This is a genomic window from Streptomyces sp. NPDC049970 (assembly GCF_040660235.1).
Lineage (GTDB): Bacteria > Actinomycetota > Actinomycetes > Streptomycetales > Streptomycetaceae > Streptomyces.
Genome location: NZ_JBFALP010000007.1, coordinates 95,345 through 121,404, shown reverse-complemented (window position 1 = coordinate 121,404; position 26,060 = coordinate 95,345). Strand labels below are relative to the sequence as shown.

Sequence of the window (26,060 nt, the reverse complement as noted above, 5' to 3'; positions counted from 1 at the left end):
CGGTTCCGAACGCCTTCCCGTCAACGTAGCCCGCGATGCCTTCGGAATCATCCGCGCGCGGTGGCCCAGGCGTGCTGCGTCGCCAGGTCGGCCTTCACCTCGGCGAGCTGGACGGCCACGGCCGAGGGGGCCGTCCCGCCGCGGCCGTCACGGGAGGCGAGGGCACCGGGTACGTCGAGGACCGTGCGCACCTCGGGCGTGAGGTGCTCGGAGATCTTCGCGAACTGCTCGTCCGTCAGCTCGTCCAGCTCGATGCCCTGGTGCTCGCACTCCTTGACGCACTCGCCCGCGACCTCGTGGGCCACCCGGAAGGGCACGCCCTGCTTCACCAGCCACTCGGCGATGTCCGTCGCCAGCGAGAAGCCGGCCGGCGCCAGCTCCTCCATGCGCTTCCGGTTGACCGTGAGCGTGGCCATCATGCCGGTGAAGGCGGGGAGCAGGACCTCGAGCTGGTCGCAGGAGTCGAAGACCGGCTCCTTGTCCTCCTGGAGGTCGCGGTTGTAGGCGAGCGGGAGCGCCTTCAGCGTGGCCATCAGGCCGGTCAGGTTGCCGATGAGCCGGCCGGACTTGCCCCGGGCCAGCTCGGCGATGTCCGGGTTCTTCTTCTGCGGCATGATCGAGGAGCCGGTGGAGAAGGCGTCGTGGAGGGTGACGAAGGAGAACTCCTTCGTGTTCCAGATGATGATCTCCTCGGCGATCCGGGAGAGGTTGATCCCGATCATCGCGGTGACGAAGGCGAACTCGGCGACGAAGTCACGGGACGCGGTGCCGTCGATGGAGTTGGCGACGGAGCCGCGCTCGAAGCCGAGGTCCGCCGCGACCGCCTCCGGGTCGAGCCCGAGCGAGGACCCGGCCAGCGCGCCCGAGCCGTACGGCGACACCGCGGTCCGCTCGTCCCACTGGCGCAGCCGCTCGGCGTCCCGGGAGAGCGACTGGACGTGCGCCAGGACGTGGTGGGCGAAGAGGACGGGCTGGGCGTGCTGGAGGTGGGTGCGGCCGGGCATGGCGACGTCCGGGTGTGCCTCGGCCAGCCCCACGAGCGCGTCCTGGAGTTCGGCGAGCAGACCGCCGATGATCCGCGCGTGGTCGCGCAGGTACATCCGGAAGAGCGTGGCCACCTGGTCGTTGCGCGACCGGCCGGCCCGCAGCTTGCCCCCGAGGTCCGGGCCGAGGCGCTCCAGCAGGCCGCGCTCCAGGGCGGTGTGGACGTCCTCGTCGGCGATGGTGCCGGTGAACGAGCCGTCGGCGACGGCCGCTTCGAGCGCGTCGAGTCCGGCGGTCATGCGGGTCAGCTCGTCCTGCGTGAGGAGGCCCGCCTTGTTGAGCACGCGGGCGTGCGCACGGGAGCCGGCGATGTCGTACGGCGCGAGCCGCCAGTCGAAGTGGACGGAGGCGGACAGCTTGGCCAGCGCCTCGGCAGGACCGTCGGCGAAACGGCCGCCCCACAGGCGTACGTCGCTGTTGCCGGTGCCGTTGCTCACTGCGTGCTCCTCGGAGTGCAAGGGGGTGCGAGGTGGGATGGGCTGCCGCCCGCCCGGTCGCGAGGGGGAAGGCGGCGGTGGAACGGTGGCGCGAGCCGGGTCGCGCTCGCCACGGTCTTCGAGGACGGACCGGGGGCGCCACGAACAGGCAGGTATAACTATGCAATGGTCCGTATGTTTTGTCAAAGCGGGCGGCGCGGCCCGCGCGCGTGACCGGGCCGGGGCGGATGGCCGTCCGTCCCGGTTCTAGGCTGCACCCATGCGGCACCTGATCCCCCTGTCCCCCGCGCTGCTCCTCCCTCCCCAGGACCGGCTCCTCCTGGGAAAACCTCTGGCCACGGCCCTGGACACGGCCGATCCGGAGGCGTGGACCGCGCTCGACCGGCGGACACGGTCGGCGACCGCGCTTCGGCCCGGAGCCGGCCCCCTGGAGGAGCTGGTCCGGGAGGGCCGCCGCGACGGGAGCGGGTCCGTCGACTGGGCAGCCGCACCACGCTGGGACGAGGAGGCCGAGGACGTCACCTGGTCGCGCTTCCCACCCTCCGAACCGGAGACCGCCGTCGTCCTGTGCCATCACCGGTGGCAGGCGCGCGAGGCCGCGCTGGCGTTCACCCCCGGGCGCCCCGTCCTGCTGCCGCTGGTCCTCGTACGCTGCGCCGACAGCCGCCCTGAGGTTCGCGAGCGGGCCCGGCGAATGCTGGCCACGGCCCTGGACGGACCCGGGGCGCCGGCCCGCGGACTGCTGCCGACCGCGCTGCGCCTGTCCCTGCGCCCGCACGGCACCTGGGCGCTGGAGCGGGTACTCGGCGCGGCGGACCTCCCGCCGGCCGCCCTGGCGGTGGCCCTCCGCGCGAGTCCGCTGCCTGCCGTGCGGCTCCTCGGGGTGCGTCTCTCCCTGGAACGGGGGCTCCTCACCCCCGGAACGCTGACGGAACTAGCGCTCACCGCCCGCGACCGGAGCGTCCGCCACCTGTGCACCGGCGCGCTGCTGGGCCGGGTGGCCCCCGGTGATCCCGAGCGGCTGCTGGACCCGCTGCTAGGCGCGTCCTCGGCGGTGACACGCTCCTCCGCGGTGACGGCGCTGCACCGCGCGGGACGCGGCCCGGAGGCCGCCGCCCACCTGGCCGACCCGTCCGCCGTCGTACGTTCCGCGGCCCGGCTCGTCCTGCGTCTCGACGGCGAGGACCCGGTTGCCCGCTACCGCGCGCTGTGCGCCGGCGCGGCCGCGCCCGGCCTGCCGCCGGGAGCCCCGTTCGGTCTGGCCGAGTCGGGCGCCCCTGACGCGCCGGCGCTCCTGCGGCCCCTCGCGGCCCACCCGGAAGGCCGGGTGCGCGCCGCGGCGCTCGCGTCGCTGCGCATGCTCGACGCGGTCTCGCCCGACGAGCTCATGGCCGCGATGGAGGATCCGCATCCCCCGGTGGTACGCACCGCCACCAAGGCGCTCGTCCCGTACGTCCTGCTCGTACCGGAGGAGTGGCTGGTCTCGCTGGTCGCCCCCGGACGCCCCCGGCACGTACGCCGGTCGGGCCTGCGGCTGCTCTGCGCCCACAGCCTCGCCCTGCGCAAGCGGGTCCTGGCGGCGCTGGAGGACGACGAGGATCCCGAGGTCGCCCACGAGGCGCAGCGCGCCCGCTACGAGCCTCTGCCGCCGGCCGGTTCCACCAGTTGAAACCCTGCGATGCGGCGGCACCTCCGACCCGATAATCGACGTATGGGAAAGACGCATGAACGCATCGAGGGACGACTCAGGACCTTCATCGAGGAGCAGCCCGTCTTCTTCACCGCGACGGCGCCGCTGGGCGCCGACGGCACGGTCAACCTCTCGCCCAAGGGCGTGAGCGGGTCGTTCGCCGTCGTCGACGAACGGACCGTGGCCTACCTCGACTTCGCCGGGAGCAACGCCGAGACCATCGCCCACCTCCGCGAGAACGGACGCGTGACGCTGATGTGGTGCGCCTTCCAGGGGCCACCGAACATCGTCCGGGTGCACGGCCGCGGTGAGCCGGTCTTCCGCGACGACCCGAGGTTCGCCGGGCTGCTGGGCCACTTCCCGGGTGTCGACCACGCCCGCCACGGGCTGAGGGCGGTCATCGTGGTGACCGCCGAACTGATCCGGGACACCTGCGGGTACGCGGTGCCCTTCATGTCGTACGACGAGGACCGCTCCCTGCACTCCGACCGGTTCGCGCGCGAGGACGACGACAGCCTGAGCGAGTACTTCGAGAAGAAGTCCGACATCGCCACCAGCATCGACGGGCTGCCGGGGCTCCCCCTGCCGCTGCCGGCCATGCCGCCCACACCCACGGGGTGAGGCGCTGGGCCGTACGGAGCAGGCGCGGTGGGGGTGTTCCTCCCCGCGCCGTACGGTCCGGAGCATGCGCGGATTCCTGGTCACCGGGTCGGTCCTGCTGGCACTCGCGGGTTCTCTCGCGGCACCGCCGGCCGGGCCCACGGACCTGCCCCTCCCCGACCGGATGGCCGACACCGGGGGCGGCACCCAGCTGATCACGGCCGAGGCCCCCGGCACGGGCGCCACCACCGGCACGGTCACCTGGTGGGACCGGCGCCCGGAGGGATGGACGGCGGCGGGTTCGGCGCCCGCCCGCTTCGGGGCGAACGGTCTGGCCGAGGGGACCACCCGGACCCAGGGCACGGACACCACACCCACCGGGCTGTACGACCTGCCGTTCGCGTTCGGTGTCGGGGCGCCCTCGCCCGGGACCCGTTACCCCTACCGCCGCGTCGACGACCGTGCGTGGTGGTGCCAGGACAACGAGTCCGGTTCCTACAACCGCTGGGTACGACCGCTGCCCGCCGACTGCCGGGCGGCGGAGGCCGAACACCTGGTGGCCTACTCCGCGCAGTACGCCCGCGCGCTCGTCATCGGCTTCAACTACCGCCGGCCGGTGCGCGGCAGGGGCGCCGGGATCTTCCTCCACGTCGACGGTAAGGGCGCGACCGCCGGCTGCGTCTCCGTGCCGGCGGCCGCCATGGACCGGATCCTGGCCTGGGCCGATCCGGCCCGGCGTCCGCACATCGCGGTCGGGACGGCGTCGGGTCCGACCGCGGTCACCCGCTACTGAACCGGCCGCCGCTCAGCGGTCGTTCTGGGCGAGCCTCAGCAGATGGTCGGCCAGCGCCTGGCCGCCGTTCGGATCGCGGCTGATCAGCATCAGCGTGTCGTCCCCCGCGATCGTGCCCAGGATCGCCCGGAGTTCGGCCTGGTCGATGGCCGAAGCGAGGAACTGGGCGGCGCCGGGAGGCGTGCGCAGGACCACCAGGTTGGCCGAGGCCTCCGCGGAGATGAGCAGTTCGGCGGAGAGCCTGCGCATCCGCTCCTCCTTGGCCGACCCGCCCAGCGGGGCGTGGGGGGTGCGGAAGCCGCCCTCGCTCGGCACCGCGTAGATCAGCTCGCCTCCGGTGTTGCGGATCTTCACCGCGCCGAGCTCGTCCAGGTCCCGGGAGAGCGTCGCCTGGGTGACGCTCAACCCGTCGTCCGACAGCAGCCGCGCCAGCTGGCTCTGCGAGCGCACCGGCTGCCGGTTGAGGATGTCCACGATCCTGCGGTGGCGTGCGGTGCGGGTCTGCGGCACCGACGGCCCGCCGTGCTCGGTGTCCTGCGCCTCGGTCATCGTCGTCGCCTCATTCTCCGGATCGTCACTCCCCGGATCGTCCGTCCCCGTAAGCCGCGTCGAGAGCTCCCGGCAGAATCCGCAGGAACCCGTCCACCTCCGCGTCACCGATGATCAGCGGCGGCATGAGCCGCACGACGTCGGGGGCGGGCGCGTTCACCAGGAGTCCGGCTCCCTGAGCCGCCTGCTGCACCTGCGGTGCGAGGGGCCCGGTGAGCACGATACCCAGCAGCAGTCCGGCGCCGCGGACGTGGGAGACCAACGGGTGTCCGAGGCTCTCGACGCCGTCCCTGATCCGCTCGCCGAGCCGCTTGACCTGGTCGAGGGCGCCGTCGGCCGCGAGGGTGTCCAGGACCGCGAGACCCGCGGCGCAGGCGACCGGGTTCCCGCCGAACGTCGTACCGTGCTGACCGGGCTTCAGGAGGTCGGCAGCAGCGCCGAACGCGACGGTGGCGCCGATCGGCAGTCCGCCGCCGAGCCCCTTGGCGAGCGTGACCATGTCGGGTTCGACGCCCTGGTGCGCCTGGTGCTCGAACCACTGGCCGCAGCGGCCGATCCCGGTCTGCACCTCGTCCAGGACGAGCAGCGTGCCGGTGGCCCGGGTGATCTCCCTGGCCGCCTCCAGATAGCCCTTGGGCGGTACGACCACGCCGTTCTCGCCCTGTACGGGTTCGACGACCAGCAGCGCGGTGTCGGTCGTCACCGCGGCCCGGAGCGCGTCGGCGTCGCCGTACGGCACATGTGTGACGTCGCCGGGCAGCGGCAGGAACGGGGTGCGCTTCGCGGGCTGGCCGGTCAGGGCGAGGCTGCCCATGGTCCGGCCGTGGAAGCCGCCGTCGGTGGCGACCATGTGCGTACGCCCGGTCAGCCGGCCGATCTTGAACGCCGCCTCGTTGGCCTCGGCACCGGAGTTGCAGAAGAAGACCCTGCCCGGCCGTCCGAAGAGCTGGAGCAGCCGCTCGGCCAGGGCGATGGGCGGCTCGGCCGTGTACAGGTTGGACACGTGCCCGAGCGAGGCGATCTGCCTGGAGACCGCCTCGGTCACCGCGGGGTGGGCGTGGCCCAGCGCGTTGACCGCGATCCCCCCGACGAAGTCGAGGTACTCGGCCCCCTCGGCGTCCCAGACCCGTGCGCCGGCGCCGCGCACCAGGGGCAGCTGCGGAGTGCCGTAGTTGTCCATCAGGGCGCCTTGCCAGCGCCGGGCGAACTCCTGGTTGCTCATGACTCCCCCTCGGTACCGGGCTGTGCGGCGGGGACCGCGTCGGGCACGACCATCGTGCCGACCCCCTCGTCGGTGAAGATCTCCAGCAGGATCGAGTGTTGGACGCGGCCGTCGATGACGCGGGCGGTCTCGACGCCGTTGCGTACGGCGTGGAGGCAGCCCCGCATCTTGGGCACCATGCCGCTGGAGAGCGACGGCAGCAGCTTCTCCAGTTCGGCGGCGGTGAGGCGGCTGATCACGTCGTCGCTGTTCGGCCAGTCCTCGTAGAGGCCCTCGACGTCCGTGAGGACCATCAGCGTCTCGGCGTTCAGCGCGGCGGCGAGTGCGGCGGCAGCGGTGTCGGCGTTGACGTTGTAGACGTGGTTGTCCTCGGCGGAGCGGGCGATGGAGGAGATGACCGGGATCCGGCCGTCGTCCAGCAGCGCCTGGATCGCCCCGGTGTCTATGGCCGTGATCTCGCCGACCCGGCCGATGTCGACGGCCTCGCCGTCGATCACCGGGCGGTGCTGGACGGCGGTGATCGTGTGCGCGTCCTCGCCGGTCATGCCGACGGCGAGCGGACCGTGCTGGTTGAGCAGGCCGACGAGCTCGCGTTGGACCTGTCCGGCCAGCACCATGCGTACGACGTCCATGGCCTCGGGCGTGGTGACGCGGAGCCCGGCCTTGAACTCGCTGACCAGGCCCTGCTTGTCGAGCTGGGCGCTGATCTGGGGGCCGCCCCCGTGCACGACTACCGGCTTGAGGCCGGCGTGCCGCAGGAAGACGACGTCCTGGGCGAAGGCGGCCTTCAGCTCCTCGTCGATCATGGCGTTGCCACCGAACTTGATGACGACGGTCCTGCCGTTGTGCCGGGTGAGCCAGGGCAGCGCCTCGATGAGGATCTGTGCCTTGGGCAGCGCGGTGTGCTTCCTCGCGGCGCTCATGAGCTGTACTCGCTGTTCTCGTGGACGTACTCGGCGGTGAGGTCGTTGGCCCAGATCACGGCGGACTCGCTGCCCTCGGCGAGGTCCGCGGTGATCCTGACCTCCCGGTAGCGCATGTCGACCAGGTCGCGGTCCTCGCCGACGCTGCCGCCCTTGCACACCCATACGTCGTTGATGGCGACGTTCAGCCGGTCCGGCTCGAACGCGGCCCGCGTGGTGCCGATCGCGGAGAGGACCCGGCCCCAGTTGGGGTCCTCGCCGTGGATGGCGCACTTGAGGAGGTTGTTGCGCGCGATGCTGCGGCCCACCTCGACGGCGTCGTCCTCGGTCGCCGCGTTGACCACCTCGATGCGGATGTCCTTGGAGGCTCCTTCCGCGTCGCCGATCAGCTGACGGGCGAGGTCGGCGCAGACGCTCCCCACGGCCTGGTCGAACTCGGCCCGAGCGGGGGTGATCCCGCTGGCGCCCGAGGCGAGCAGCAGCACGGTGTCGTTGGTCGACATGCAGCCGTCGGAGTCGACCCGGTCGAAGGTGGTGCGGGTGGCGTCGCGCAGGGCCGCGTCGAGCGCGGGGGCGTCCACGTCGGCGTCGGTGGTGAGGACGACCAGCATGGTGGCGAGGCCGGGGGCCAGCATGCCCGCGCCCTTGGCCATGCCGCCCACCGTCCAGCCCTCGCCGCCCGCGACGGAGGTCTTGTGGACGGTGTCCGTGGTCCTGATCGCGATGGCGGCGCGCTCGCCGCCGTGCTCGCTGAGGGCGGCGGCGGCCTTCTCGACGCCGGGCAGGAGCTTGTCCATCGGGAGGAGCAGGCCGATCAGCCCGGTCGAGGCGACCGCGATCTCCCCCGCGCTGTGACCGGGGAGCACCTCGGCGGCCTTCTCAGCCGTGGCGTGGGTGTCCTGGAAGCCCTGGGGTCCCGTACAGGCGTTGGCACCACCGGAGTTGAGTACGACGGCGGTCACCTCGCCACCCCTGAGCACCTGCTGCGACCAGAGGACGGGTGCGGCCTTGACGCGGTTGGAGGTGAAGACGCCGGCGGCGGCGCGGCGGGGGCCGTTGTTGACCACGAGGGCCAGGTCCGGCCCGCCGCTCTCCTTGATTCCGGCGGCGATACCCGCCGCCGTGAATCCCTTGGCTGCCGTGACGCTCACGGTGCGACTCCGATCGTGGAAAGACCCGTGTCCTCGGGGAGACCGAGGGCGATGTTCATGCTCTGGAGGGCGCCTCCGGCGGTGCCCTTGGCGAGGTTGTCGATGGCGCTGATCGCGATGATCCGGCCGGCCGCCTCGTCGTGGGCGACCTGGATCTGTACGGCGTTGGATCCGTACACGGCGGCGGTGGCCGGCCACTGCCCCTCGGGCAGCAGATCGACGAACGGCTCGGCGGCGAGGGCCTTCTCGTACGCCTCGCGGAGCGACCGGTAGCCCACACCCGGCTTCGCCTTGGCGCTGCACGTAGCGAGGATGCCGCGGGGCATCGGCGCGAGGGTGGGGGTGAAGGACACGGTGACGGGCTCCCCCGCCGCGGCACCGAGGTTCTGGATCATCTCGGGGGTGTGCCGGTGGACCCCGCCGACGCCGTACGGGGTCATGTTGCCCATGACCTCGGAGCCGAGCAGGTGCGGCTTGGCCGCCTTGCCGGCGCCGGAGGTGCCGGACGCGGCCACGACGACGGCCTCGGGTTCGGCGAGGCCGGCCGCGTACGCCGGGAAGAGGGCGAGGGACACCGCGGTCGGGTAGCAGCCGGGCACGGCGATCCGCTTGGCACCCGCGAGCGCGGCGCGGGCACCGGGGAGTTCGGGCAGGCCGTAGGGCCAGGTGCCGGCGTGGGGTGAGCCGTAGAACCGCTCCCAGTCAGCCGGGTCCCGCAGTCGGAAGTCGGCGCCCATGTCGACGACGAGCACGTCGTCACCGAGCTGCTCCGCGACGGCGGCGGACTGCCCGTGCGGCAGCGCCAGGAAGACGACTTCGTGGCCGCCGAGCACCTCGGCGGTGGTCGGCGCGAGCACCCGGTCGGCGAGCGGCCTGAGGTGCGGCTGCAACGCGCCGAGGCGCTCTCCCGCGTTGGAGTGGGCGGTCAGGGCCCCGATCTCGACCTGCGGGTGGGTGAGGAGCAGACGGAGCAGTTCGCCTCCGGCGTATCCGCTCGCCCCTGCCACTGCCACGCGTACCACCATCGGAAATCCTCCTCATTGATGGCATGACTATACGCAGCAATGCAGTTTTATGCAAAGATCTCCCGGCTGTCCGATCCACCGTCCGGCACAGGCCCGGCAAGCCGGCGCCCAAGGACTCCGGGCACCCACGGCGGACCGCGCCCGGCTTCCGGAACCCGGCCGGTGCGCCCCGCGCCCCCGCGTACCCTCGTCCCGTGACCGCCCCGTCCCCCCATCACGTCGCCGTGCTCGTGCTCGAAGGCGCGAAGCCCCTCGATGTCGGCATTCCGGCGCAGGTGTTCACGACCCGCGCGAGCATGCCGTACGAGGTGCGGGTGTGCGGTGCGGAACCAGGTCCCGTGACCGGCGGCGACGGCCTGTCGTACCTCGTCGCCCACGGCCTCCGGGCACTTGAGTGGGCCGACATCGTCTTCGTCCCCGGCTACCGGTTCCCGGACCGAGAGGACCCGCCGCGGGCCGTCGTCGACGCGCTGGTCGGCGCCCACGACCGGGGCGCGCGGCTCGCCGCCATCTCGACCGGCGCCTTCGCGCTCGCCGCCACGGGCCTGCTCGACGGCAGGCGCGCCACGACCCACTGGCACTACACGCGGGCACTCGCGGCGAAGCATCCGCTCGTCTCGGTCGACGAGAACGTCCTCTTCGTCGACGAGGGCAGCGTGCTGACGTCGGCCGGCGCCGCCTCGGGCATCGACCTGTGCCTGCACGTCCTGCGCGGCGATCTCGGGGTGGCCGCGTCGAACCACGCGGCCAGACGCCTGGTGGCGGCCCCGTACCGCAGCGGCGGTCAGGCGCAGTACGTGCCGCGCAGCGTGCCGGAGCCGCTCGGCGAGCGGTTCGCCGCGACCAGGGAGTGGGCACTGCGCCGGCTCGGCGAGCCCCTCACCCTCGAAGCGCTCGCCCGGCACGCGGCGGTGTCGTCGCGCACCTTCTCGCGGCGCTTCCTCCAGGACACGGGGTACACGCCGATGCAGTGGGTCATGCGCGCCCGCGTCGACGTGGCACGCGAACTCCTGGAGCGATCGCAGCGCAGCGTCGAGCAGATCGCCGCCGACGTCGGCCTCGGAACCGGCACCAACCTGCGGCTGCACTTCCATCGCATCCTCGGCACCACACCGAGCGAGTACCGGCGCACCTTCGGCCGGGGGGAGTAGCCCGTCCGCGCGAGGTGGCACGATCCTTTCGGACCGTGGCCATCACGCCGCTGTCACCGGCGGGCGCCGCGCGCGAACCTGATGGTGAACCGGAAGGGACACCACTCATGACTCGCATCGCCATCAACGGATTCGGCCGCATCGGACGCAACGTGCTGCGCGCGCTGCTCGAACGCGACAGTGGCCTGGAGGTCGTCGCCGTCAACGACCTCACGGAGCCCGCCACCCTCGCGCGGCTGCTCGCCTACGACACGACGGCGGGCCGGCTCGGCCGTCCGGTGAACGCCGACGGGGACACCCTGGTCGTCGACGGCCGTCGCATCGCCGTGCTCGCCGAGCGTGAACCGGCCCAGCTGCCGTGGGCCGGACTGGGCGTCGACATCGTGCTCGAGGCGACCGGCCGCTTCACGTCGGCCAAGGCCGCCCGCGGTCATCTCGACGCGGGCGCGAAGAAGGTACTCGTCAGCGCTCCGGCGGACGGCGCCGACGTCACGCTCGCGTTCGGCGTCAACACCGACGCGTACGACCCGGCGTCGCACACGATCGTCTCGAACGCCTCGTGCACGACCAACGCGCTCGCCCCGCTGGCCGCGGTGCTGGACGAACTCGCGGGTATCGAGCACGGCTTCATGACGACGGTGCACGCCTACACCCAGGAGCAGAACCTTCAGGACGGTCCGCACCGCGACGCCCGCCGCGCCCGCGCCGCCGCCGTCAACATCGTGCCGACGACGACGGGCGCCGCCAAGGCGATCGGCCTCGTGCTGCCGAACCTCGACGGCAGGCTGTCGGGCGACTCGATCCGCGTACCGGTTCCGGTCGGCTCGATCGTCGAACTCAACACGACCGTCGCCCGCGACGTGACGCGCGAGGACGTGCTGGCGGCGTACCGCGCCGCGGCGGAGGGGCCGCTCTCAGGCGTCCTGGAGTACTCGGAGGACCCTCTCGTGTCATCCGACATCACGGGCAATCCGGCCTCGTCGATCTTCGACTCGGCCCTCACCCGCGTCGACGGCCGCCACGTCAAGGTGGTCGCCTGGTACGACAACGAATGGGGCTTCTCGAACCGTGTGATCGACACGCTCGAGCTTCTCGCCTCGGGCTGACGGGAGGCCGGGGCGGCGCTGCCCGGACCGGCCGTGTCCGCGGACCTCGCCGGCGGTCGGGAGCCCGCGACGCGGACGTCCCCGCGGTTCACATCAAGGTCAGGCGTCGCGGTCGCCCTGCTCGGCCCTGGCCGCGTCCCGCTCCTTGATGCGCACGGTCTCCTTGCGGACGTCCGCCTGGGTGGCGCGCTCCTTCTGCAGCCACTCCGGGCCCTCCTGCTTGAGGGCTTCGATCTGCTCCGTGGTGAGCGGCTCGGTGACACCGCCCCGCGCGAGGCCGGCGATGGAGACGCCCAGCTTCGAGGCGACCACCGGGCGGGGGTGCGGGCCGTTGCGGCGCAGCTCCTGGAGCCACTGGGGCGGGTCGGACTGCAGCGTGTTCAGCTCGGCGCGCGAGACGACGCCCTCCTGGAACTCTGCGGGGGTGGCTTCGAGGTACACACCCAGCTTCTTCGCCGCGGTGGCGGGCTTCATGGTCTGGGTGGTCTGGTGCGACGTCATGCCGTCCAGGGTATCGAGCATGTGCGCCCCCTCCGACCACGGCCGGTAACCTGGCGGGGTGACTGGCTCGGAGGTACCCCCTGTGTTCCGGCTCGCCTACGTTCCCGGCGTGACCCCGACCAAGTGGGTACGCGTGTGGAACGAGCGGCTGCCCGGCACCTCGCTCTCCCTCGTCGGCGTGCCCGCGGCCGAGGCGGCCGGTCTGCTGCGTGACGGCGGGGCGGACGCCGGATTCGTACGGCTGCCCGTCGACCGAACGGACCTCAGCGCGATCCCCCTCTACACGGAGACCACGGTCGTCGTGCTCCCCAAGGACCACGCGGGGGCAGCCGTCGAGGAGATGTCGGTGGAGGACCTCGCCGACGAGATCGTGCTGCATCCCCTGGACGACACCCTCGACTGGGAGCGCCCGCCGGGCCGGCCCGCGTCGGAGCGGCCCGCGACGACGGCCGATGCCGCCGAGCTGGTGGCGGCGGGGGTGGGCCTGCTCGTGGTTCCCCAGTCGCTGGCCCGGCTGAACCACCGCAAGGACCTCACCTACCGGCCGCTGACCGGTGTCCCCGAGTCGCGGATCGCCCTGTCGTGGCCGGAGGAGAAGACCACCGACCTGGTCGAGGAGTTCATCGGGATCGTCCGCGGCCGGACCGTGAACAGCACCCGGGGGCGGCCCCCGACACCGCCGCAGCCCAAGGACAGGAAGAAGGCGTCCGCGCCGAGGAGGACCGCGGCGGGCCAGACCCCCCGGGGCGGCGCCGGCGGGACCAGGAACCCCAAGGGCGGGGCCAAGAACCCCAAGGCCGCGGGCAAGCGCGGAAAGCCCCGCCGCCGGCCGTAGCGGTGACCTGCGCCCGCGCTGCCCCTCGTGGTTGCGGCGGGTCGGCAGGCGCACGCGCGGCGGGTCACCGAGCGGCTACCGGGCCTGCGGGAGCGCGCCGTACACCGCGTCGACCAGGGCCATCTTGCGCGGGTCGTCGGCGATGTTCGGGCCCATGCGGTTCATGACGTAGCCGAGGGAGATTCCGGCCTCGGGGTCGGCGAGGCCGCAGGATCCGCCCGCGCCGTCGTGCCCCACGGCGCGGGGGTTGGGGCCGTACGACGCGTTCGGGCCGCTGAGCCAGAGGCCGAGGCCCAGCTCGGTGTCGTGGGCGAATCCCGCCCCCAGTACGAGGTCCCGGCAGCTGCCCTGCCCCTCGCGGACCCGCTCGGCCGCCTCCTCGGACAGGATCCGCCGGCCGTCGAGGGTGCCGCGTCCGGCGAGGACGCCGTAGAGGGCGGCGACCGCGCGTGCGGTCCCGTGTCCGTTGGCGGCGGGGATCTCGGCGGCCCGCCACTCGGGGGTGTTGGCCGCGGCGATGCCCGTGCCGGGGTTCAGCAGGGAGGCGAGGGCGACGAGCTCCATGCGGGCGAAGAGCGCCGCCTGTTCGCGTGAGACGGTCGCCGGCTGGACGAGTTCGGCGACCCGACCGGCGTCCTCCTCGGGGAGCCCGACGGTGAAGTCGATGCCGAGCGGTCCGGTGACCTCCTGCCGCAGGAACTCCCCCGGCAGCAGGCCGGTGACGCGGCGGACGACCTCGCCGACGAGGAAGCCGTACGAGATCGCGTGGTACCCGGAGCGGGTGCCCGGCTCCCACCACGGGGCGGTGGCCGCGAGGCGGGCCGTGGTCAGCTCCCAGTCGTAGAGCTCGGCCAGGGTGTGCGGATCGCGCAGGCCCGCGACGCCCGAACGGTGCGAGAGCAGGTGGCGCACGCGTACGGATTCCTTGCCCTCGGCCGCGAACTCGGGCCAGTAGGCGGCCACCGGGGCGTCCAGGTCGAGGAGTCCCCGGTCGACGAGGATGTGAGCGCACAGCGCGGTCGGGCCCTTGGTCGTGGACCACACGTTGACCACGGTGTCCCGCTCCCACGGCCGGGTCCGGCCGCCGTCCGCCCAGCCGCCCCAGAGGTCCACGACGGGTGCTCCGTCGAGCAGGACGGTGACGGCCGCGCCGAGCTCGTCGCGTTCGGCGAAGTTCGCCGCGAACGCGTCGCGCACCGCCGTGAAGCGGTCGTCACAGTGGCCGTGGATCTGCGGCACGGGTCTCTCCTCGTCTCGGTGGCTCGCACCATACCGACTGGTCGGACCGGCGGGAAGGCGCCGGGCACACCGTTCCTCCGACCGGAGGGCCCCCGGGACGTACGTCCGGCCGGGCCCGTCAGTACGGGAGCCCTTCGAGGCTGAGACTCCAGCGGCCGGGCAGCCCGGTGAGCGTCAGCGTGGACAGCGGGCGCACCTCGACGTTCCAGTACGTCGACGGCGGGGCCCTGAGCGCGTACACGAGGGCGGCACGGACGACCGCGGGTTCGGCGACGGCCACGATGGAACCGTCCTGGACCGGGCGGGTGTCGAGCCAGCCCCCTATGCGGGAGATGAAGGCGAGGAGGGATTCGCCGCCGTGCGGGGCGGAGCGCGGGTCGGTGAGCCAGGTGTGGACGCCGGCCGGTTCACCGGCCGCGACCTGGGCGAACGTGTACCCCCGCCATCGGCCCATGTCGCAGTCGCGGAGCGCGGGCTGGACCAGCGGGGCGTAGCCGAGGGCGTCGCCGGTGGCGCGGCTGCGCGGGGTGGGTGAGCAGTAGCGCATCTCGGCGGCGCCGAGCGGTACCAGAGCGTGCGCGGCGAGCCTCACCTCGTGCCAGCCCGTTTCGTCGAGCGGCCGGTCGTCGTCGAAGCGCTCGGCGAGGAGGGCCGAACTGCGTGCTGCGGCGACCAGTGAGACGCGAACACTCATGGGCGGATCGTGGAGCCGAACGCCGCGCCGGTCAAGAGGGCGGCGCGGCGGCGTGTACAAGCGCTTGCCGTCAGCTCACCTGGAGGGCCATCCACATGTCCGGTACCTCCAGCGGGGCGAAGCCGATGTTCGCGTAGACGCCGTGGGCGTCCTTCGTCGCGAGGAGGAACCTGCTCACGCCCAGGGGTGCGAGGTGGTCCCGGGCCGCGGTGACGATCCGGGTGCCCAGGCCCTGCCCGCGGGCACCTCGGTCGACGTACACGTCGCAGATCCACGCGAAGGTGGCGTGGTCGGTCACCACCCGGGCGTAGGCGGCCTGTTCGCCCGTCGCGCGGTCGTAGGCACCGAAGTTGAGGGAGCCGGCGACGGCCAGGTCCTGCTTCTCGCGGGTGCGGTCGAGCGCCCAGTAGGCGTCCGTGGAGAGCCAGTGGTGGATACGGGCGTGGTCGAGCCGTGCCGGGTCGGACGAGATCTCGTGGCGCTGCTCTGACATGTCTCTGTCGGTCATGCGCGGGACGCTATCGCGCCCGCGGCCGCGCCTCGTCCCAGGCGGCCCGCAGCCGGCGTACCCCCTCGGCGATCTCGGCGGGCCCGGACACCGCGGCGAAGCTCAGCCTGATGTGACCGGCCGGTGGTTCGGCGCAGTGGTACGGCCGGCCGGGCGCCACCGCGACGCCGGCCCGCAGCGCGGCCGAGACCAGCACGGGCTCGGCTTCCTGCCCGGGCAGCCTGAGCCAGACGCTTCCGCCGCCGGACGGCACGTGCGGCAGGGCGAGTTCGGGCAGCCGGGTGCGCAGCGCGGCCGTCATCGCGGTGCGGCGGGTGGCGAGTTCGGCGGCCACGGCGCGCAGATGGCGCTCCCAGGCCGGGGAGCCGACGAGTTCGAGAGCGGCCTCCTGGAGCGGACGCGGCACGAAGAAGCTGTCGACGACCTGGATGGCGCGCAGTCGTTCCAGGACGGGTCCGCGTGCGGCCAGCGCGCCGACGCGGAGGCTGGGTGACGTGATCTTGGTGAGGGAGCGCACATGGACGACGACTCCGTCGGGGTCGTGGGCCGCCAGGGGTTCGGGCAGCGGGCCGGCGTCCTCGTGGACGAGGTGGCGTGCGAAGTCGTCCTCGACCACGAACGCGCCCGCCGCGCGGGCGGCACGGACGATCCGCTCGCGCCGCTCGGGGGCGAGCACCGAGCCGGTGGGGTTCTGGAACAGCGGCTGGCAGACGAAGACCCGGGCCCCGGTCGCACGGAACGCCGACTCCAGGAGTTCGGGGCGCACCCCGTCCGCGTCCACCGGCACGGGTACGGGCCGCAGACCGGTGGCGCGCGCCGCGGCCAGCATGCCCGGGTAGGTGGGCGACTCGACGAGGACGGGGGCGCCGGGCGGGGCGAGCGCCCGCAGCGCGGTGGCCAGGGCGCTCTGGCCACCGGCCGTGATCAGTACGTCGGACCCGCCGAGTGTGCCGCCGATCTCGCGGGCGAACCAGGCGCGCAGCTCGGCCAGTCCGTCGGTGGGCGGCCTCCCCCAGGCCCCTGGCCGGCGGCCGGCCCTGGCGAGCGCGGCGGCCAGAGCCCGCTCGGGCTGGAGGCCGGGGTGGAGGTAGCCGCCGTTGAACTCGACGACCCCGGGCGGTGGCGCCGCGAGCGTGACGAGGACTCCGGAGGCGTCGACGGTACGCGGGACGACCTCGGGTCCGCTGTCGCCGCTGAGGGAGACCTCCTGCCAGGAGGTGTCGCCCGGGTCGGGCGCGGTGGCGGGCGGTTCGGCCCGGAACGCTCCGGACCCGGGCCGGGTGACGACCAGCCCTTCGGCGGCGAGCTGCGCGACGGCCCGGGAGACGGTCACCGGACTCACCTTGAAGCGCTCGACGAGTGCACGACTGGATGGCAGCTTTCCACCTGGTGAGTAGCGGTTGAGCTCCCTCCGCAGGGAACTCGCCAGCTCTGCGACGCTGCTACGCTCTTGCATGACAGCACAGGATAGCGCTATCGACCGGACGGCGATAGCGGTCGACGAGGACAGCCACGCGGCGCACCGGACTCCGGGCGGCGGCGTCCTGCTCGCCGGACTCGGCGTCGTCGCCTTCTCCCTCACGTTCCCCTCGACGGTGTGGGGGCTGGAGAGTTTCGGCCCCTGGTCACTGGTCGCGCTGCGCAGCCTGCTGGCCGGCCTGATCGCCGCGGGCGCGCTGCTGGCGGGCCGGGTGCCGCTGCCGGCCCGGCGCCACCTGCCGGGCCTCGCGGTGGTCGCGGGCGGGGTGGTCGTGGGGTTCCCCCTGCTGACGACACTGGCCCTGCGGACCTCGACCAGCTCGCACGCGGCCGTCGTGGTGGGGCTGCTACCCCTGACCACCGCGCTGTTCTCCGCGCTGCGCACCGGGTCGCGCCCGCCGCGGGCCTTCTGGGCGGCGGCGCTGGCGGGGGCCGCCGTGGTGATCGTCTTCACGGTCCAGCAGAGCGGGGGCACGGTCTCCGGCGGGGATCTGTACCTGTTCGGCGCGCTCCTGGTCTGCGCGGCGGGCTACACCGAGGGCGGCAGGCTGGCCAGGGTGATGCCGGGTTGGCAGGTGATCGGGTGGGCACTGATCCTCGCCCTGCCCCTCGCGGTGGCCGGCACGGCCGTGGCACTGCCCTTCGAACCGGTCCACCTGACGGCGCACGGGATCATCGGGCTGGTCTGGGTGGCCGCCGGGTCGACCTTCCTGGGCCTGTACGTCTGGTATCGGGGCATGGCCGAGATCGGCGTCCCGCGGGCCAGTCAGCTCCAGCTGGCCCAGCCCCTGCTGACCCTCGTCTGGTCGTTCCTCGCGCTCGGCGAGGAGGTCTCCGCGGCGGCGCCGGTGGCGGCGGTGGCCGTCCTCGTCTGCATCGCCGCCACCCAGCGGGCGGGGAGCCGGCGCACCCCCCGGCCAGGGCTTGCGGCGAGGGGCCGCGCAGGAGGCGGCGAGCGCATCGGGTCATAGACTTGTCGACATGGACCGCCACTCGCGAGGAGGTCACTCCCGATGGACGCACACACGGGCGACCGGCTGCTGACGCACGGCAGGACCGTGGGACAGCACGACCAGGTCGCAGAGATCATCGAAGTGCTCGGCGACGGGGGCGGCCCCCCGTACCGGCTGCGCTTCGAGGACGGGCACGAGACGATCAGGTCCCCGGGCCCCGACAGCGTCGTCCAGCACTCCGCCCCCGAGGACCCTCACAGGTAGGGGCCGTGTGCGCCGGGGGCACGAGCGGCTCCCGGCGCACGCGTGCGCGCGGTGCGGACCGGTGAACGGGTCCGCACCGCGCGCACGGGAAGACGTCGGAGTCCCACGGCCCGGCCGGGCAGGCCGCCCCCCGGCGGTCCGGCCGTCAGCGTGGAGTGCGGGCCCGCACCTGGTAGTGGTCGGCGACCACCCGGGCCATGGCCCCGATGCGGTCGGCCTTCACGTGCTTCGCGGAGAAGTACACGTGGCCGCCCACCTCCGGATGGCCGGCCGCCAGGTCGAGGTGACGGGAGAGTTCGGCCGGATCCTGCCAGGCGGCCGGCTGGGCGGGGTCACCCGCCTTGTGGAGCGCCTCGCCGACGTACAGGTCGACACCCGTGCCCTTGACCGTCCCGGCCCACCAGGACAGCAGCTTCGCGTAGTCGGCGGCGGGGAAGCCGATGTTCCAGTAGATCTGGGGGCAGATGTAGTCGATCAAGCCCTCCTTCACCCACTTCCGGGTGTCGGCGTGCAGGTCGTCGTACGTCTGTACGCCGGCCGCCGTGTCGGAGCCCAGCGGGTCGGTCGAGGCGTTGCGCCAGACACCGAACGGGCTGATCCCGAACCGGACGCCGCTCCTGACCTCCTTGATGCGCGCGGCGGTCTCGCTCACCAGCCGGTCGGTGTTGTCGCGCCGCCAGGCCGCCTTGTCGGTGAAGTCCCCGCCGTGCTCCTCGAAGGCGGCGTCGTCGTCGAAGACCTGGCCCGCCACCGGGTAGGGGTAGAAGTAGTCGTCCCAGTGGACGGCGTCGATCGCGTAGCGGCCGACCGCGTCGAGCATCGCGTCCTGGACGAACCTGCGGACCTCGGGCAGCCCCGGGTTGTAGTAGAGCTTGCCGCCGTACGGCAGGACCCAGTCCGGGTGGATCCTGGCGGGGTGGGTGGCGACCAGTTTCGAGGGGTCCGTGTGGTTGGCCACCCGGTAGGGGTTGAACCACGCGTGGAGTTCCAGACCTCGGGCGTGCGCCTCACGCACCGCCGTCCCCAGCGGGTCCCAGCCCGGGTCCTTGCCCTGGACGCCCGTCAGGCACTGCGCCCACGGCTCGAACGACGACGGCCACAGCGCGTCGGCGGTCGGCCGGACCTGGAGGACCACGGCGTTGAGCCTGAGGTCCACCGCCCGGTCCAGATGGGCGGTCAGCTCGGCCTCCTGGGCGGCGGCGCTCAGGCCGGTCGCCGACGGCCAGTCGATGTTCGCGACCGTGGCGATCCACATGCCGCGCATCTCGCCCTGGCCCGCCCTGCGGTGCCGGTGCCGGCGGGCGCCCGGCCGGTGTGCCGCCACGGCGTCACCCGCTGTCGTCAGCGCGGCCACCGTGCTCGCCGCACCCAGTACGAAGGATCTCCGACCCAGAACACGCATGTGTGCACCTTTCACTTCTTCGTCCTCATATGCCGTTTCCGCAGCATGTGACGCGGATCATGCCCGCATCGGCTCGACGCGACCCGCAGCTCACCGGAACCCGATCGCGGAGTAACGTCGTGGGGTCGAGGCGGGCACCGGAATCAAACGGGAACGCCGCACGGAGATCAGCGAAAGGCACGAGGTGACGGACTCTATGGCCGACATTGCACGCGTCGGAGTGGTCGGCTGTGGCCAGATGGGCGCAGGCATCGCGGAGGTGTGCGCCCGCAGCGGCCTCGAGGTCAAGGTGGCCGAGACCACCGGCGAGGCTCTGGAGATAGGGCGTACCCGGCTGCACAACTCGCTCTCCAAGGCCGCCGAACGCGGCAAGATCACAGCCGAGGAGCGCGACGAGACCCTCGCCCGCCTCAGCTTCACGACCGACCTCGGCGAGTTCGCCGACCGCGATCTCGTGATCGAGGCCGTGGTGGAGAACGAGCAGGTCAAGACCGAGATCTTCCAGGTACTCGATCAGGTCGTGACTCGTCCCGACGCGATCCTCGCCTCGAACACCTCGTCGATCCCGCTGGTGAAGCTGGCCGTGGCGACCTCCCGCCCGGACCAGGTCATCGGCATCCACTTCTTCAACCCCGCCCCGGTACAGCGGCTCGTCGAGCTGATCCCCGCGCTGACGACGTCCGACGAGACGATAAAGCGTGCCGAGGCAGTCGTGCAGAACGTGCTCGACAAGCACGCGATCCGCGCCCAGGACCGGTCCGGCTTCGTGGTGAACGCACTGCTGATCCCGTATCTGCTCTCGGCGATCCGGATGTTCGAGTCGGGTATCGCCAGCCGCGAGGACATCGACAACGGCATGGAGATGGGCTGCGCCCACCCGATGGGTCCGCTCAAGCTCGCCGACCTGATCGGCCTGGACACCGTGGCCTCGGTCGCCGACTCGATGTACGCGGAGTACAAGGAGCCGCTGTACGCCGCTCCCCCGCTGCTCCAGCGCATGGTGGACGCGGGCCGGCTCGGCCGCAAGACGGGCTCGGGGTTCTACGCCTACTGACCGTCCCACCGGCGGGCCCGGCGCTCACGCCGGGCCCGCCGGGGCACGTTCCCCGAGGTCAGGACCGTGTGCGGCCCCGAAAGAGCCTCGTCTTCTGCTACCGACCCGACTCCGTGCCGGAGCGCTATGGAGCGACGGCGCGGATGCGCGGGCCCGAAGCCCTGGGCCTTTCGGCGCTGTCGCAGCCTTCCCTGCTTGTACTGCGAAAACTCCCTCGGTTGTCCGATCCGGGCGTTGAAGCGTTCGTCGACGTCGGGCTGCGACACCTCTGCGAGGAGCAGCCCGCCGGGCTGGACGATCTCCGCCACTCGTTTGAGTAGTCTGCCTGGGTTTCCGCCGATGCCGATGTTGCCGTCGATGAGCAGGGCGGTGCCCCACTGACCCTCGGAGGGGAGCGGATCGAAGACTGATCGGTGCAGTGCCGACCCGCCCGCGCCCTGGGCCCGCGTGATGGCTGCTGGACTGATGTCGATACCCAGTGCCGTGCGCCCGGTCTTGGAGAGGGCTGCGACTAAACGGCCGGGGCCGCAGCCGATGTCGAGCACGCTCTTCTCGCAACGCTGGAGGACGGTCATGTCTGCGGCGTCCGCGGTGCTGGACCACCGCTCAACGTCCAAAGGGACCCGTGCCCCGTCCGCGCACTGCAGGAAGAGAGGGCCAAGGCCCGAGGTGACGGCGACCGTGTAGGTCTCCTCATGCCAAGGGCCAGGGCTGGTCTCAGGTGACTCCGCTGTACTCACGACAGTCTGGAATTCCGGAGCTGCAGTCCGGGCGTCAGGCTGTACCGATCCAGGAATGACAGCGGACTCCCCGGCGCGGCCGGCTGATCGGCCGGCCATTGAGATTGCGTCACTGCCCGGGGAACGACCAGGACGATTCTTTGCTCCCGTCACGTCGCCCACGGTCGCACAACGGGGCCCGGGCTTTGCATGCACACACGGGCTCGTCACCCATTCATACGGGGCAGTTCGGATTTTCGGATCTCGCGCTGATAAGTAGAACCGACTGGTGCGAGCTGGTTGGGGAACAAATTATTACGTCCGCCCTCAGGAACACGGCGGATGCAAATTCCAGGGTTACTGTGCGATGCCATTCGGTGATCTTCCGTCTGCTGAAGCACAAGGAATCCCATGGGTGACTCACAAGACCAGGGCCCAAGGCCCCAGGACGCCGGGCATGGAAGCGCGGACGGTCCCGATACGTCCGGCATCCACGAGCCGCCGCCTCGGGCCGGAGCCGCACCGGCCGGTGGCCCCGGTCGGACTCGGAACCCGGCCCCGCCCCCTGATGGAAGCGAAGAGGGCCCGCGCAGCGGTAGCGGCCGCCTCTCCTCACCCGGCCCGCCGAACGGGGATGGAGATGCCGGCACCGGCTATGCATCCTCCGCGCCCAGGACCGGCTCGTCTGCGCGGCCGGTGGCCGTGGCGAAGAGTTCGCCGCGGGCCCGTCTGGAGGGCCTGTTGCGGGAGGGGCCGCCGTCCGGTCCGACCCGGCCGGGGTTCTGGCGCAGTCCCTTGCGCGGGCCCTGGTTGACGTCGGTGCTCGGCGCGGTGCTGCTGGTGGGCATCACCCTGATGTTCGTCACGGGACTGCTCTCGTACGCGGCGTACAACCCCGACCTCGGTGCCAACGACAAGACTCCGGACCGGGGCTGGCTGGGTTTCTATCTGTTCTCCTGGCCGACACATCCGTACTGGCTCTACCGGCTCACCCAGGGCGTTCACATCACGCTTGGCATCGTGCTGATTCCAGTACTGCTCGCGAAGCTGTGGTCGGTGGTCCCCAAGCTGTTCTCCTGGCCCCCGGTCAAGTCCGTCAGTCACGCGCTGGAGCGGATTTCGGTGCTCCTCCTCGTGGGCGGGGTGCTGTTCGAATTCGCCACCGGGGTACTCAACATCCAGCTGGACTACATTTTCCCCGGCTCCTTCTACCCCCTGCACTTCTACGGGGCCTGGGTCTTCATCGGCGCGTTCGTCGTCCACATCGCCTTCCGGATCCCGCTCATGGTCCGGATGCTGCGCAGCGGCGGTCTCCGCGAGGAACTACGCAGCCGGCCCAAGACCGGCGAGACCTCCCGTCCGGATTCCACGGGTCTGGTCACTCCTCGCCCTGCCGCGCCGACCATGTCCCGCCGGGGTGCGCTGGGGATGGTGGGGGCGGGCTCCCTGGTGCTGCTCGCCGTGACGGCAGGGCAGAGCATCGGAGGCTGGGTCCGGCCCACCGCCTTGCTCGCGCCGCGCAGCCAGGACCCGGGCCCCGGTCCCAACGGCTTCCAGATCAACAAGACCGCGGCCAGCGTGGGCATCCGCGCCGTCGACACCGGTGCGGCCTGGCGTCTGGTCGTTCGGGGCGGGGCCCGCGAGCGGGTCCTCACCCGTGACGAGGTCCTGGCGCTCCCACAACACAGCGCGGCCCTGCCGATCGCCTGCGTGGAGGGCTGGTCCACCGAGGACCAGGAGTGGAGCGGAGTCCGGCTGGCCGATCTGGCCGCCCTCGTCGGGTTCACCGACAGCCCGCCCGGGGTCTTCGTCCAGTCCGCCCAGCTCAGCGGTTCCTTCCGCTCGACCACACTGCGCGACAACCAGGTCCGCGACCCCCGCTCACTGCTGGCTCTGCGAGTCAACGGAGCCGATCTGTCGCCGGACCACGGCTACCCGGCGCGCATCATCGTCCCGGCCAATCCGGGTGTCCACAACACCAAATGGGTCACCCGGCTGACCTTCGGGGAGAACCTATGAACCGCTTCCGCAGTCTCTACGGAGCCTCGCCGCTGCACCTGCTCCTGGTGCTCTGCTCATTCGCGCTGACCGGCTACGCGGGGATCCGGCTGCTGTCCGGTTCCGAGCCGTGGAAGGTGGTCCTCTGGTTCGTCGGAGCGGCCCTGCTGCACGACCTGGTGCTGCTGCCCCTCTACACCGTGACCGACCGCGCCGCCCAGACCCTGCTGGGCGAGCGCCGGGAACCAGCCGCACCGGGTGAAACCGCCCGCCCGGCAATGCGCTGGATCAACTACGTCCGGGTCCCGGTCTTCCTCTCCGGAGTCCTGTTCCTGACCTACTTTCCCCTGATCCTGCAGCGGGTCAGCCACCGCTTCACCCTGTACACGACGCTCTCCACCGACGTGTACCTCGGCCGCTGGCTACTCATCACCGCCGCACTGTTCGCGATCTCCGCGCTCACCCTGCTGATCCGTATGGGGCGCTCCCGCCCCACACCGGAGTCGGGTGTGAAACGGCCCGGCGCGGCACGGACGGGACCTGCCAACGGCACTCCTGGCCACGAGTCCGCCCCGTGACCCGGCGATCAGGACCGGGCCCCATCCGCGCTCGGCAGGCAGGACTGACGTGAGCACGCGCCCGATCGGTGACTACGCGCTGCTGTCGGACTGCCGTTCGGCCGCGCTGGTGTCCACGGCAGGGTCGGTGGACTGGCTGTGCTTGCCGCGCTTCGACAGCCCGGCGGTCTTCGCCCGTCTGCTCGACGAGGAGGCCGGGCACTGGACGATCCGGCCCAGCGGACCGAGTGAGGTCACCCGCCGCTACGTACCCGAGACCCTGGCGCTGGAGACCACCTTCCATACCTCCTCGGGCACGGTGGTTCTCCTCGACGCACTCGCGATGGGACACCGCGAGCGCGGGCACGCGCTGGGGGCGTCCTCCCCCGGCGTGCTGCTGCGCCAGATCACCTGTACCAGTGGATCGGTGGCGGTGGAGACCAGCTTCGCGCCCCGCCCGGAGTTCGGCCTCGTTCACCCGGTGATGTCCCTCGTACGTGGCGGACTCAGCGCGTACGGAGGCGCACAGCGTCTCGTGTTGTCCGCACCGCTCCCGCTGCGGATCGAAGGCGCGACCGCGCACGGGGAGACGGTACTGAGGGCGGGCCGGCGGATCGGGTTCGCGCTGTCGTCCCTGCCTGCCTGGGGCGAGGCGCAACCGGAATCCTGGCGAGGTGGGCGCATCCACCGTCGCCTGAACGACACGATCAAGGGGTGGAGGTCTTGGACGGGGATCCATCAGGGCTATCAAGGCCGGTGGAGGGACGAGGTTGCCCACAGCGGGCGCGTGCTGCAGGCACTGACCTTCACACCCACGGGCGCCATCGTCGCGGCCGCCACCACCTCCCTCCCGGAAAGCATCGGAGCCGACCGCAACTGGGACTACCGCTACACCTGGGTCCGCGACGCCAGCTTCACCCTCCAAGCCCTGTCCACCTCCGCCTGCGACAAGGAGAAGGCCGCCTACTTCGGATTCCTCGCGCAGGCCGCAGCCACCCAGCTGGAACGAGGCGTCGACCTGCAGGTCATGTACGGCATCGGCGGCGAAAGAGACCTCAGCGAACGCACCCTGCCCCACCTCTCGGGATGGCGGGGCAGCACACCGGTGCGCACCGGCAACGACGCCTGGCGCCAGCACCAACTCGACGTCTACGGCGAACTGCTCGACGCCGCACACCAGACCCACCCCCGCACCGAGTGGTTCGACCAGCCCACCCGCAACTTCCTCCTCCAGGCCGCCGAGACCGCCGCTCGACGCTGGAAGGAGCCCGACCAGGGAATCTGGGAAGTACGAGGGCCCAGCCGTCACTTTCTCTACTCGAAACTCATGTGCTGGGTCGCCCTCGACCGGGCCATTGATCTCGCACCCGCGCTCGGGGCGGCAACTGAACGCGTCGATGCCTGGCGACGAGCCCGCGAGACCATTCGCACAGCCATTGAAACCGAAGGGTGGAACCCCCGCCTCGGCGCCTTCACTCAAGCATTCGGATCCAGCGAGCTCGACGCCTCAGCCCTCATGCTTCCCCTCGTCGGATTCCTTCCCGGCGACGACCCCCGCATCCGCGCCACCGTGTCCGCGATCGCGGACCAGCTCTCGGACACACGCGGACAGGTACGCCGCTACCTCCGGGACGACTTCGCATCCGACGAAGGGGCGTTCCTGCTCTGCACCTTCTGGCTTGCCCACGCCTTGGCTCTTACCGGCGAAGTTCCGCGCGCACGCACAGTCTTCGAAACCGCCCTCGCCTGCGCCAACGACGTCGGCCTCCTCGCCGAAGAGATCTCCCCCACCTCCGGGGAGGCGCTCGGAAACTATCCGCAGGCGTTCAGCCACATCGGCCTCATCAACGCGGCACGAGCCATCCACTACGCCGAACAAGCAGGACACAACCGTTGACGTCGTGACAGTCAGGTGTCACCCATCCGTGCAGCAGTCCCGAATCCTTCTCGATCCAGGTGTGCGAGACGATGCAAAGCGGCCTTTCACGCAGTGTGGCGTGGAGAAATCGGCGCAATGGCAGCTCGCCTTCCTTCGTCTGGCGAGCAGGGCTGGGTGATCCTTGCGGCGCGCCTGTATTGATCAACTCTCGCTGCAAGGGCGACCATTCGTGGGATTGCGGTCGGCCTGTGGGCGCGCCTAGGGGCCATGCGGGGACGGGCGCGCAT

Annotated in this window: 25 protein-coding genes and 1 pseudogene; 12 read left to right on the top strand and 14 right to left on the bottom strand. The window is 71.9% G+C overall.

What is annotated here, in order from left to right; genetic code table 11:
• Nucleotides 1-47: 47 nt before the first annotated feature.
• A complete protein-coding gene (gene argH / locus AB0I83_RS15635) occupies nt 48-1,481 on the bottom strand; it encodes an argininosuccinate lyase (protein ID WP_363304932.1) in 1,434 nt (477 codons plus the stop codon).
• Nucleotides 1,482-1,740: 259 nt separating this feature from the next.
• Here argH and AB0I83_RS15630 point away from each other — a divergent pair, with 259 nt between their 5' ends.
• From AB0I83_RS15630 to AB0I83_RS15620, 3 genes are all read left to right on the top strand, one after another.
• Complete coding sequence (locus AB0I83_RS15630) at nt 1,741-3,150, top strand: hypothetical protein (protein ID WP_363304931.1); 1,410 nt, start codon at nt 1,741-1,743, stop codon at nt 3,148-3,150.
• A 42-nt stretch (nt 3,151-3,192) separates the two neighbouring features.
• Entirely contained in the window at nt 3,193-3,792 is a 600-nt protein-coding gene (locus AB0I83_RS15625) for a pyridoxamine 5'-phosphate oxidase family protein (RefSeq protein WP_356535336.1), read from the top strand.
• Between the two features lie 64 nt (nt 3,793-3,856).
• The gene (locus AB0I83_RS15620; RefSeq protein ID WP_363304930.1) at nt 3,857-4,564 is read left to right on the top strand and encodes a L,D-transpeptidase family protein; all 708 of its coding nucleotides are present in this window, start codon (nt 3,857-3,859) and stop codon (nt 4,562-4,564) included.
• A gap of 12 nt (nt 4,565-4,576) precedes the next feature.
• On the opposite strand, the gene AB0I83_RS15615 is transcribed toward AB0I83_RS15620, so the two are convergent.
• From AB0I83_RS15615 to argC, 5 genes are read right to left on the bottom strand one after another with little or no spacing between them, the layout of a single operon-like run.
• A complete protein-coding gene (locus AB0I83_RS15615; RefSeq protein ID WP_356535334.1) occupies nt 4,577-5,113 on the bottom strand; it encodes an arginine repressor in 537 nt (178 codons plus the stop codon).
• Nucleotides 5,114-5,138: 25 nt separating this feature from the next.
• Nucleotides 5,139-6,335: an acetylornithine transaminase gene (locus tag AB0I83_RS15610; protein ID WP_363304929.1), complete on the bottom strand. Its 1,197-nt coding sequence runs from the start codon at nt 6,333-6,335 to the stop codon at nt 5,139-5,141.
• Nucleotides 6,332-7,258, bottom strand: coding sequence for an acetylglutamate kinase (gene argB / locus AB0I83_RS15605; protein WP_356535332.1), 927 nt, complete (start codon nt 7,256-7,258; stop codon nt 6,332-6,334). The genes AB0I83_RS15610 and argB overlap by 4 nt, the downstream gene beginning before the upstream one ends.
• Entirely contained in the window at nt 7,255-8,409 is a 1,155-nt protein-coding gene (argJ, locus tag AB0I83_RS15600; RefSeq protein WP_356535331.1) for a bifunctional glutamate N-acetyltransferase/amino-acid acetyltransferase ArgJ, read from the bottom strand. Before argJ ends, argB begins: the two co-directional genes overlap by 4 nt.
• Nucleotides 8,406-9,434, bottom strand: a complete 1,029-nt coding sequence (gene argC / locus AB0I83_RS15595; protein WP_363304928.1) for an N-acetyl-gamma-glutamyl-phosphate reductase — start codon at nt 9,432-9,434, stop codon at nt 8,406-8,408. Before argC ends, argJ begins: the two co-directional genes overlap by 4 nt.
• Before the next feature lie 194 nt (nt 9,435-9,628).
• On the opposite strand from argC, the gene AB0I83_RS15590 reads away from it, so the two are divergent.
• Nucleotides 9,629-10,585, top strand: coding sequence for a helix-turn-helix domain-containing protein (locus tag AB0I83_RS15590; RefSeq protein WP_363304927.1), 957 nt, complete (start codon nt 9,629-9,631; stop codon nt 10,583-10,585).
• A 107-nt stretch (nt 10,586-10,692) separates the two neighbouring features.
• Nucleotides 10,693-11,691 (top strand): type I glyceraldehyde-3-phosphate dehydrogenase, encoded by a 999-nt coding sequence (gene gap, locus AB0I83_RS15585; protein WP_363304926.1) that lies wholly within the window; start codon nt 10,693-10,695, stop codon nt 11,689-11,691.
• 99 nt (nt 11,692-11,790) lie between these two features.
• Here gap and AB0I83_RS15580 read toward each other — a convergent pair whose 3' ends face one another.
• Nucleotides 11,791-12,213, bottom strand: a complete 423-nt coding sequence (locus AB0I83_RS15580) for a DUF5997 family protein (RefSeq protein WP_363304925.1) — start codon at nt 12,211-12,213, stop codon at nt 11,791-11,793.
• A gap of 37 nt (nt 12,214-12,250) precedes the next feature.
• Here AB0I83_RS15580 and AB0I83_RS15575 point away from each other — a divergent pair, with 37 nt between their 5' ends.
• The gene (locus tag AB0I83_RS15575) at nt 12,251-13,027 is read left to right on the top strand and encodes a LysR family substrate-binding domain-containing protein (RefSeq protein ID WP_363304924.1); all 777 of its coding nucleotides are present in this window, start codon (nt 12,251-12,253) and stop codon (nt 13,025-13,027) included.
• A 75-nt stretch (nt 13,028-13,102) separates the two neighbouring features.
• On the opposite strand, the gene AB0I83_RS15570 is transcribed toward AB0I83_RS15575, so the two are convergent.
• From AB0I83_RS15570 to AB0I83_RS15555, 4 genes are all read right to left on the bottom strand, one after another.
• Entirely contained in the window at nt 13,103-14,266 is a 1,164-nt protein-coding gene (locus AB0I83_RS15570; protein WP_363304923.1) for a serine hydrolase domain-containing protein, read from the bottom strand.
• A gap of 118 nt (nt 14,267-14,384) precedes the next feature.
• Nucleotides 14,385-14,960 (bottom strand): histidine phosphatase family protein, encoded by a 576-nt coding sequence (locus AB0I83_RS15565; RefSeq protein ID WP_363304922.1) that lies wholly within the window; start codon nt 14,958-14,960, stop codon nt 14,385-14,387.
• 70 nt (nt 14,961-15,030) lie between these two features.
• Complete coding sequence (locus AB0I83_RS15560) at nt 15,031-15,468, bottom strand: GNAT family N-acetyltransferase (RefSeq protein WP_363304921.1); 438 nt, start codon at nt 15,466-15,468, stop codon at nt 15,031-15,033.
• Between the two features lie 10 nt (nt 15,469-15,478).
• Nucleotides 15,479-16,924, bottom strand: a complete 1,446-nt coding sequence (locus AB0I83_RS15555; RefSeq protein WP_363304920.1) for a PLP-dependent aminotransferase family protein — start codon at nt 16,922-16,924, stop codon at nt 15,479-15,481.
• Between AB0I83_RS15555 and AB0I83_RS15550 the strand changes: the two genes are divergently transcribed.
• Together AB0I83_RS15550 and AB0I83_RS15545 are read left to right on the top strand one after the other, a co-directional pair.
• Nucleotides 16,923-17,918 carry a DMT family transporter gene (locus AB0I83_RS15550; protein WP_363304919.1) on the top strand — a complete coding sequence of 332 codons (996 nt, stop codon included), beginning with the start codon at nt 16,923-16,925 and terminating at the stop codon, nt 17,916-17,918. The two genes, AB0I83_RS15555 and AB0I83_RS15550, sit on opposite strands and share 2 nt — an antisense overlap.
• A gap of 42 nt (nt 17,919-17,960) precedes the next feature.
• The gene (locus AB0I83_RS15545) at nt 17,961-18,164 is read left to right on the top strand and encodes a DUF1918 domain-containing protein (protein WP_356535320.1); all 204 of its coding nucleotides are present in this window, start codon (nt 17,961-17,963) and stop codon (nt 18,162-18,164) included.
• 145 nt (nt 18,165-18,309) lie between these two features.
• On the opposite strand, the gene AB0I83_RS15540 is transcribed toward AB0I83_RS15545, so the two are convergent.
• Nucleotides 18,310-19,566, bottom strand: coding sequence for a family 10 glycosylhydrolase (locus tag AB0I83_RS15540; protein ID WP_363304918.1), 1,257 nt, complete (start codon nt 19,564-19,566; stop codon nt 18,310-18,312).
• 196 nt (nt 19,567-19,762) lie between these two features.
• Between AB0I83_RS15540 and AB0I83_RS15535 the strand changes: the two genes are divergently transcribed.
• The gene (locus AB0I83_RS15535; RefSeq protein ID WP_356843172.1) at nt 19,763-20,620 is read left to right on the top strand and encodes a 3-hydroxybutyryl-CoA dehydrogenase; all 858 of its coding nucleotides are present in this window, start codon (nt 19,763-19,765) and stop codon (nt 20,618-20,620) included.
• Between the two features lie 239 nt (nt 20,621-20,859).
• Here AB0I83_RS15535 and AB0I83_RS15530 read toward each other — a convergent pair.
• Both AB0I83_RS15530 and AB0I83_RS15525 read right to left on the bottom strand, forming a co-directional pair.
• Nucleotides 20,860-21,459 (bottom strand): annotated as a pseudogene (locus AB0I83_RS15530) (class I SAM-dependent methyltransferase); the annotation flags it as partial.
• A gap of 533 nt (nt 21,460-21,992) precedes the next feature.
• Nucleotides 21,993-22,187: a hypothetical protein gene (locus AB0I83_RS15525; RefSeq protein WP_363305045.1), complete on the bottom strand. Its 195-nt coding sequence runs from the start codon at nt 22,185-22,187 to the stop codon at nt 21,993-21,995.
• On the opposite strand from AB0I83_RS15525, the gene AB0I83_RS15520 reads away from it, so the two are divergent.
• From AB0I83_RS15520 to AB0I83_RS15510, 3 genes are read left to right on the top strand one after another with little or no spacing between them, the layout of a single operon-like run.
• Entirely contained in the window at nt 22,135-23,358 is a 1,224-nt protein-coding gene (locus tag AB0I83_RS15520) for a molybdopterin-dependent oxidoreductase (RefSeq protein ID WP_363304917.1), read from the top strand. The two genes, AB0I83_RS15525 and AB0I83_RS15520, sit on opposite strands and share 53 nt — an antisense overlap.
• On the top strand, nt 23,355-23,915 hold the full coding sequence (locus AB0I83_RS15515) for a hypothetical protein (RefSeq protein ID WP_363304916.1): 561 nt from the start codon (nt 23,355-23,357) through the stop codon (nt 23,913-23,915). The genes AB0I83_RS15520 and AB0I83_RS15515 overlap by 4 nt, the downstream gene beginning before the upstream one ends.
• Nucleotides 23,916-23,964: 49 nt before the next feature.
• Nucleotides 23,965-25,791: a glycoside hydrolase family 15 protein gene (locus AB0I83_RS15510; RefSeq protein ID WP_363304915.1), complete on the top strand. Its 1,827-nt coding sequence runs from the start codon at nt 23,965-23,967 to the stop codon at nt 25,789-25,791.
• The last annotated feature ends 269 nt before the right edge of the window (nt 25,792-26,060 follow it).

Bases quoted from the DNA above. Each gene is read 5' to 3' on its own strand.
- AB0I83_RS15560 (WP_363304921.1), bottom strand. From the start codon at position 15,468: ATGACCGACAGAGACATGTCAGAGCAGCGCCACGAGATCTCGTCCGAC.
- AB0I83_RS15625 (WP_356535336.1), top strand. From the start codon at position 3,193: ATGGGAAAGACGCATGAACGCATCGAGGGACGACTCAGGACCTTCATC.
- AB0I83_RS15515 (WP_363304916.1), top strand. From the start codon at position 23,355: ATGAACCGCTTCCGCAGTCTCTACGGAGCCTCGCCGCTGCACCTGCTC.
- AB0I83_RS15535 (WP_356843172.1), top strand. From the start codon at position 19,763: ATGGCCGACATTGCACGCGTCGGAGTGGTCGGCTGTGGCCAGATGGGC.
- AB0I83_RS15545 (WP_356535320.1), top strand. From the start codon at position 17,961: ATGGACGCACACACGGGCGACCGGCTGCTGACGCACGGCAGGACCGTG.
- AB0I83_RS15620 (WP_363304930.1), top strand. From the start codon at position 3,857: ATGCGCGGATTCCTGGTCACCGGGTCGGTCCTGCTGGCACTCGCGGGT.
- AB0I83_RS15540 (WP_363304918.1), bottom strand. From the start codon at position 19,566: ATGCGTGTTCTGGGTCGGAGATCCTTCGTACTGGGTGCGGCGAGCACG.
- AB0I83_RS15580 (WP_363304925.1), bottom strand. From the start codon at position 12,213: ATGCTCGATACCCTGGACGGCATGACGTCGCACCAGACCACCCAGACC.
- AB0I83_RS15610 (WP_363304929.1), bottom strand. From the start codon at position 6,335: ATGAGCAACCAGGAGTTCGCCCGGCGCTGGCAAGGCGCCCTGATGGAC.
- argB (WP_356535332.1), bottom strand. From the start codon at position 7,258: ATGAGCGCCGCGAGGAAGCACACCGCGCTGCCCAAGGCACAGATCCTC.
- AB0I83_RS15630 (WP_363304931.1), top strand. From the start codon at position 1,741: ATGCGGCACCTGATCCCCCTGTCCCCCGCGCTGCTCCTCCCTCCCCAG.
- argC (WP_363304928.1), bottom strand. From the start codon at position 9,434: ATGGTGGTACGCGTGGCAGTGGCAGGGGCGAGCGGATACGCCGGAGGC.
- AB0I83_RS15555 (WP_363304920.1), bottom strand. From the start codon at position 16,924: ATGCAAGAGCGTAGCAGCGTCGCAGAGCTGGCGAGTTCCCTGCGGAGG.
- AB0I83_RS15615 (WP_356535334.1), bottom strand. From the start codon at position 5,113: ATGACCGAGGCGCAGGACACCGAGCACGGCGGGCCGTCGGTGCCGCAG.
- AB0I83_RS15525 (WP_363305045.1), bottom strand. From the start codon at position 22,187: ATGCCCACCAGCAGCACCGCGCCGAGCACCGACGTCAACCAGGGCCCG.
- AB0I83_RS15550 (WP_363304919.1), top strand. From the start codon at position 16,923: ATGACAGCACAGGATAGCGCTATCGACCGGACGGCGATAGCGGTCGAC.
- gap (WP_363304926.1), top strand. From the start codon at position 10,693: ATGACTCGCATCGCCATCAACGGATTCGGCCGCATCGGACGCAACGTG.
- AB0I83_RS15565 (WP_363304922.1), bottom strand. From the start codon at position 14,960: ATGAGTGTTCGCGTCTCACTGGTCGCCGCAGCACGCAGTTCGGCCCTC.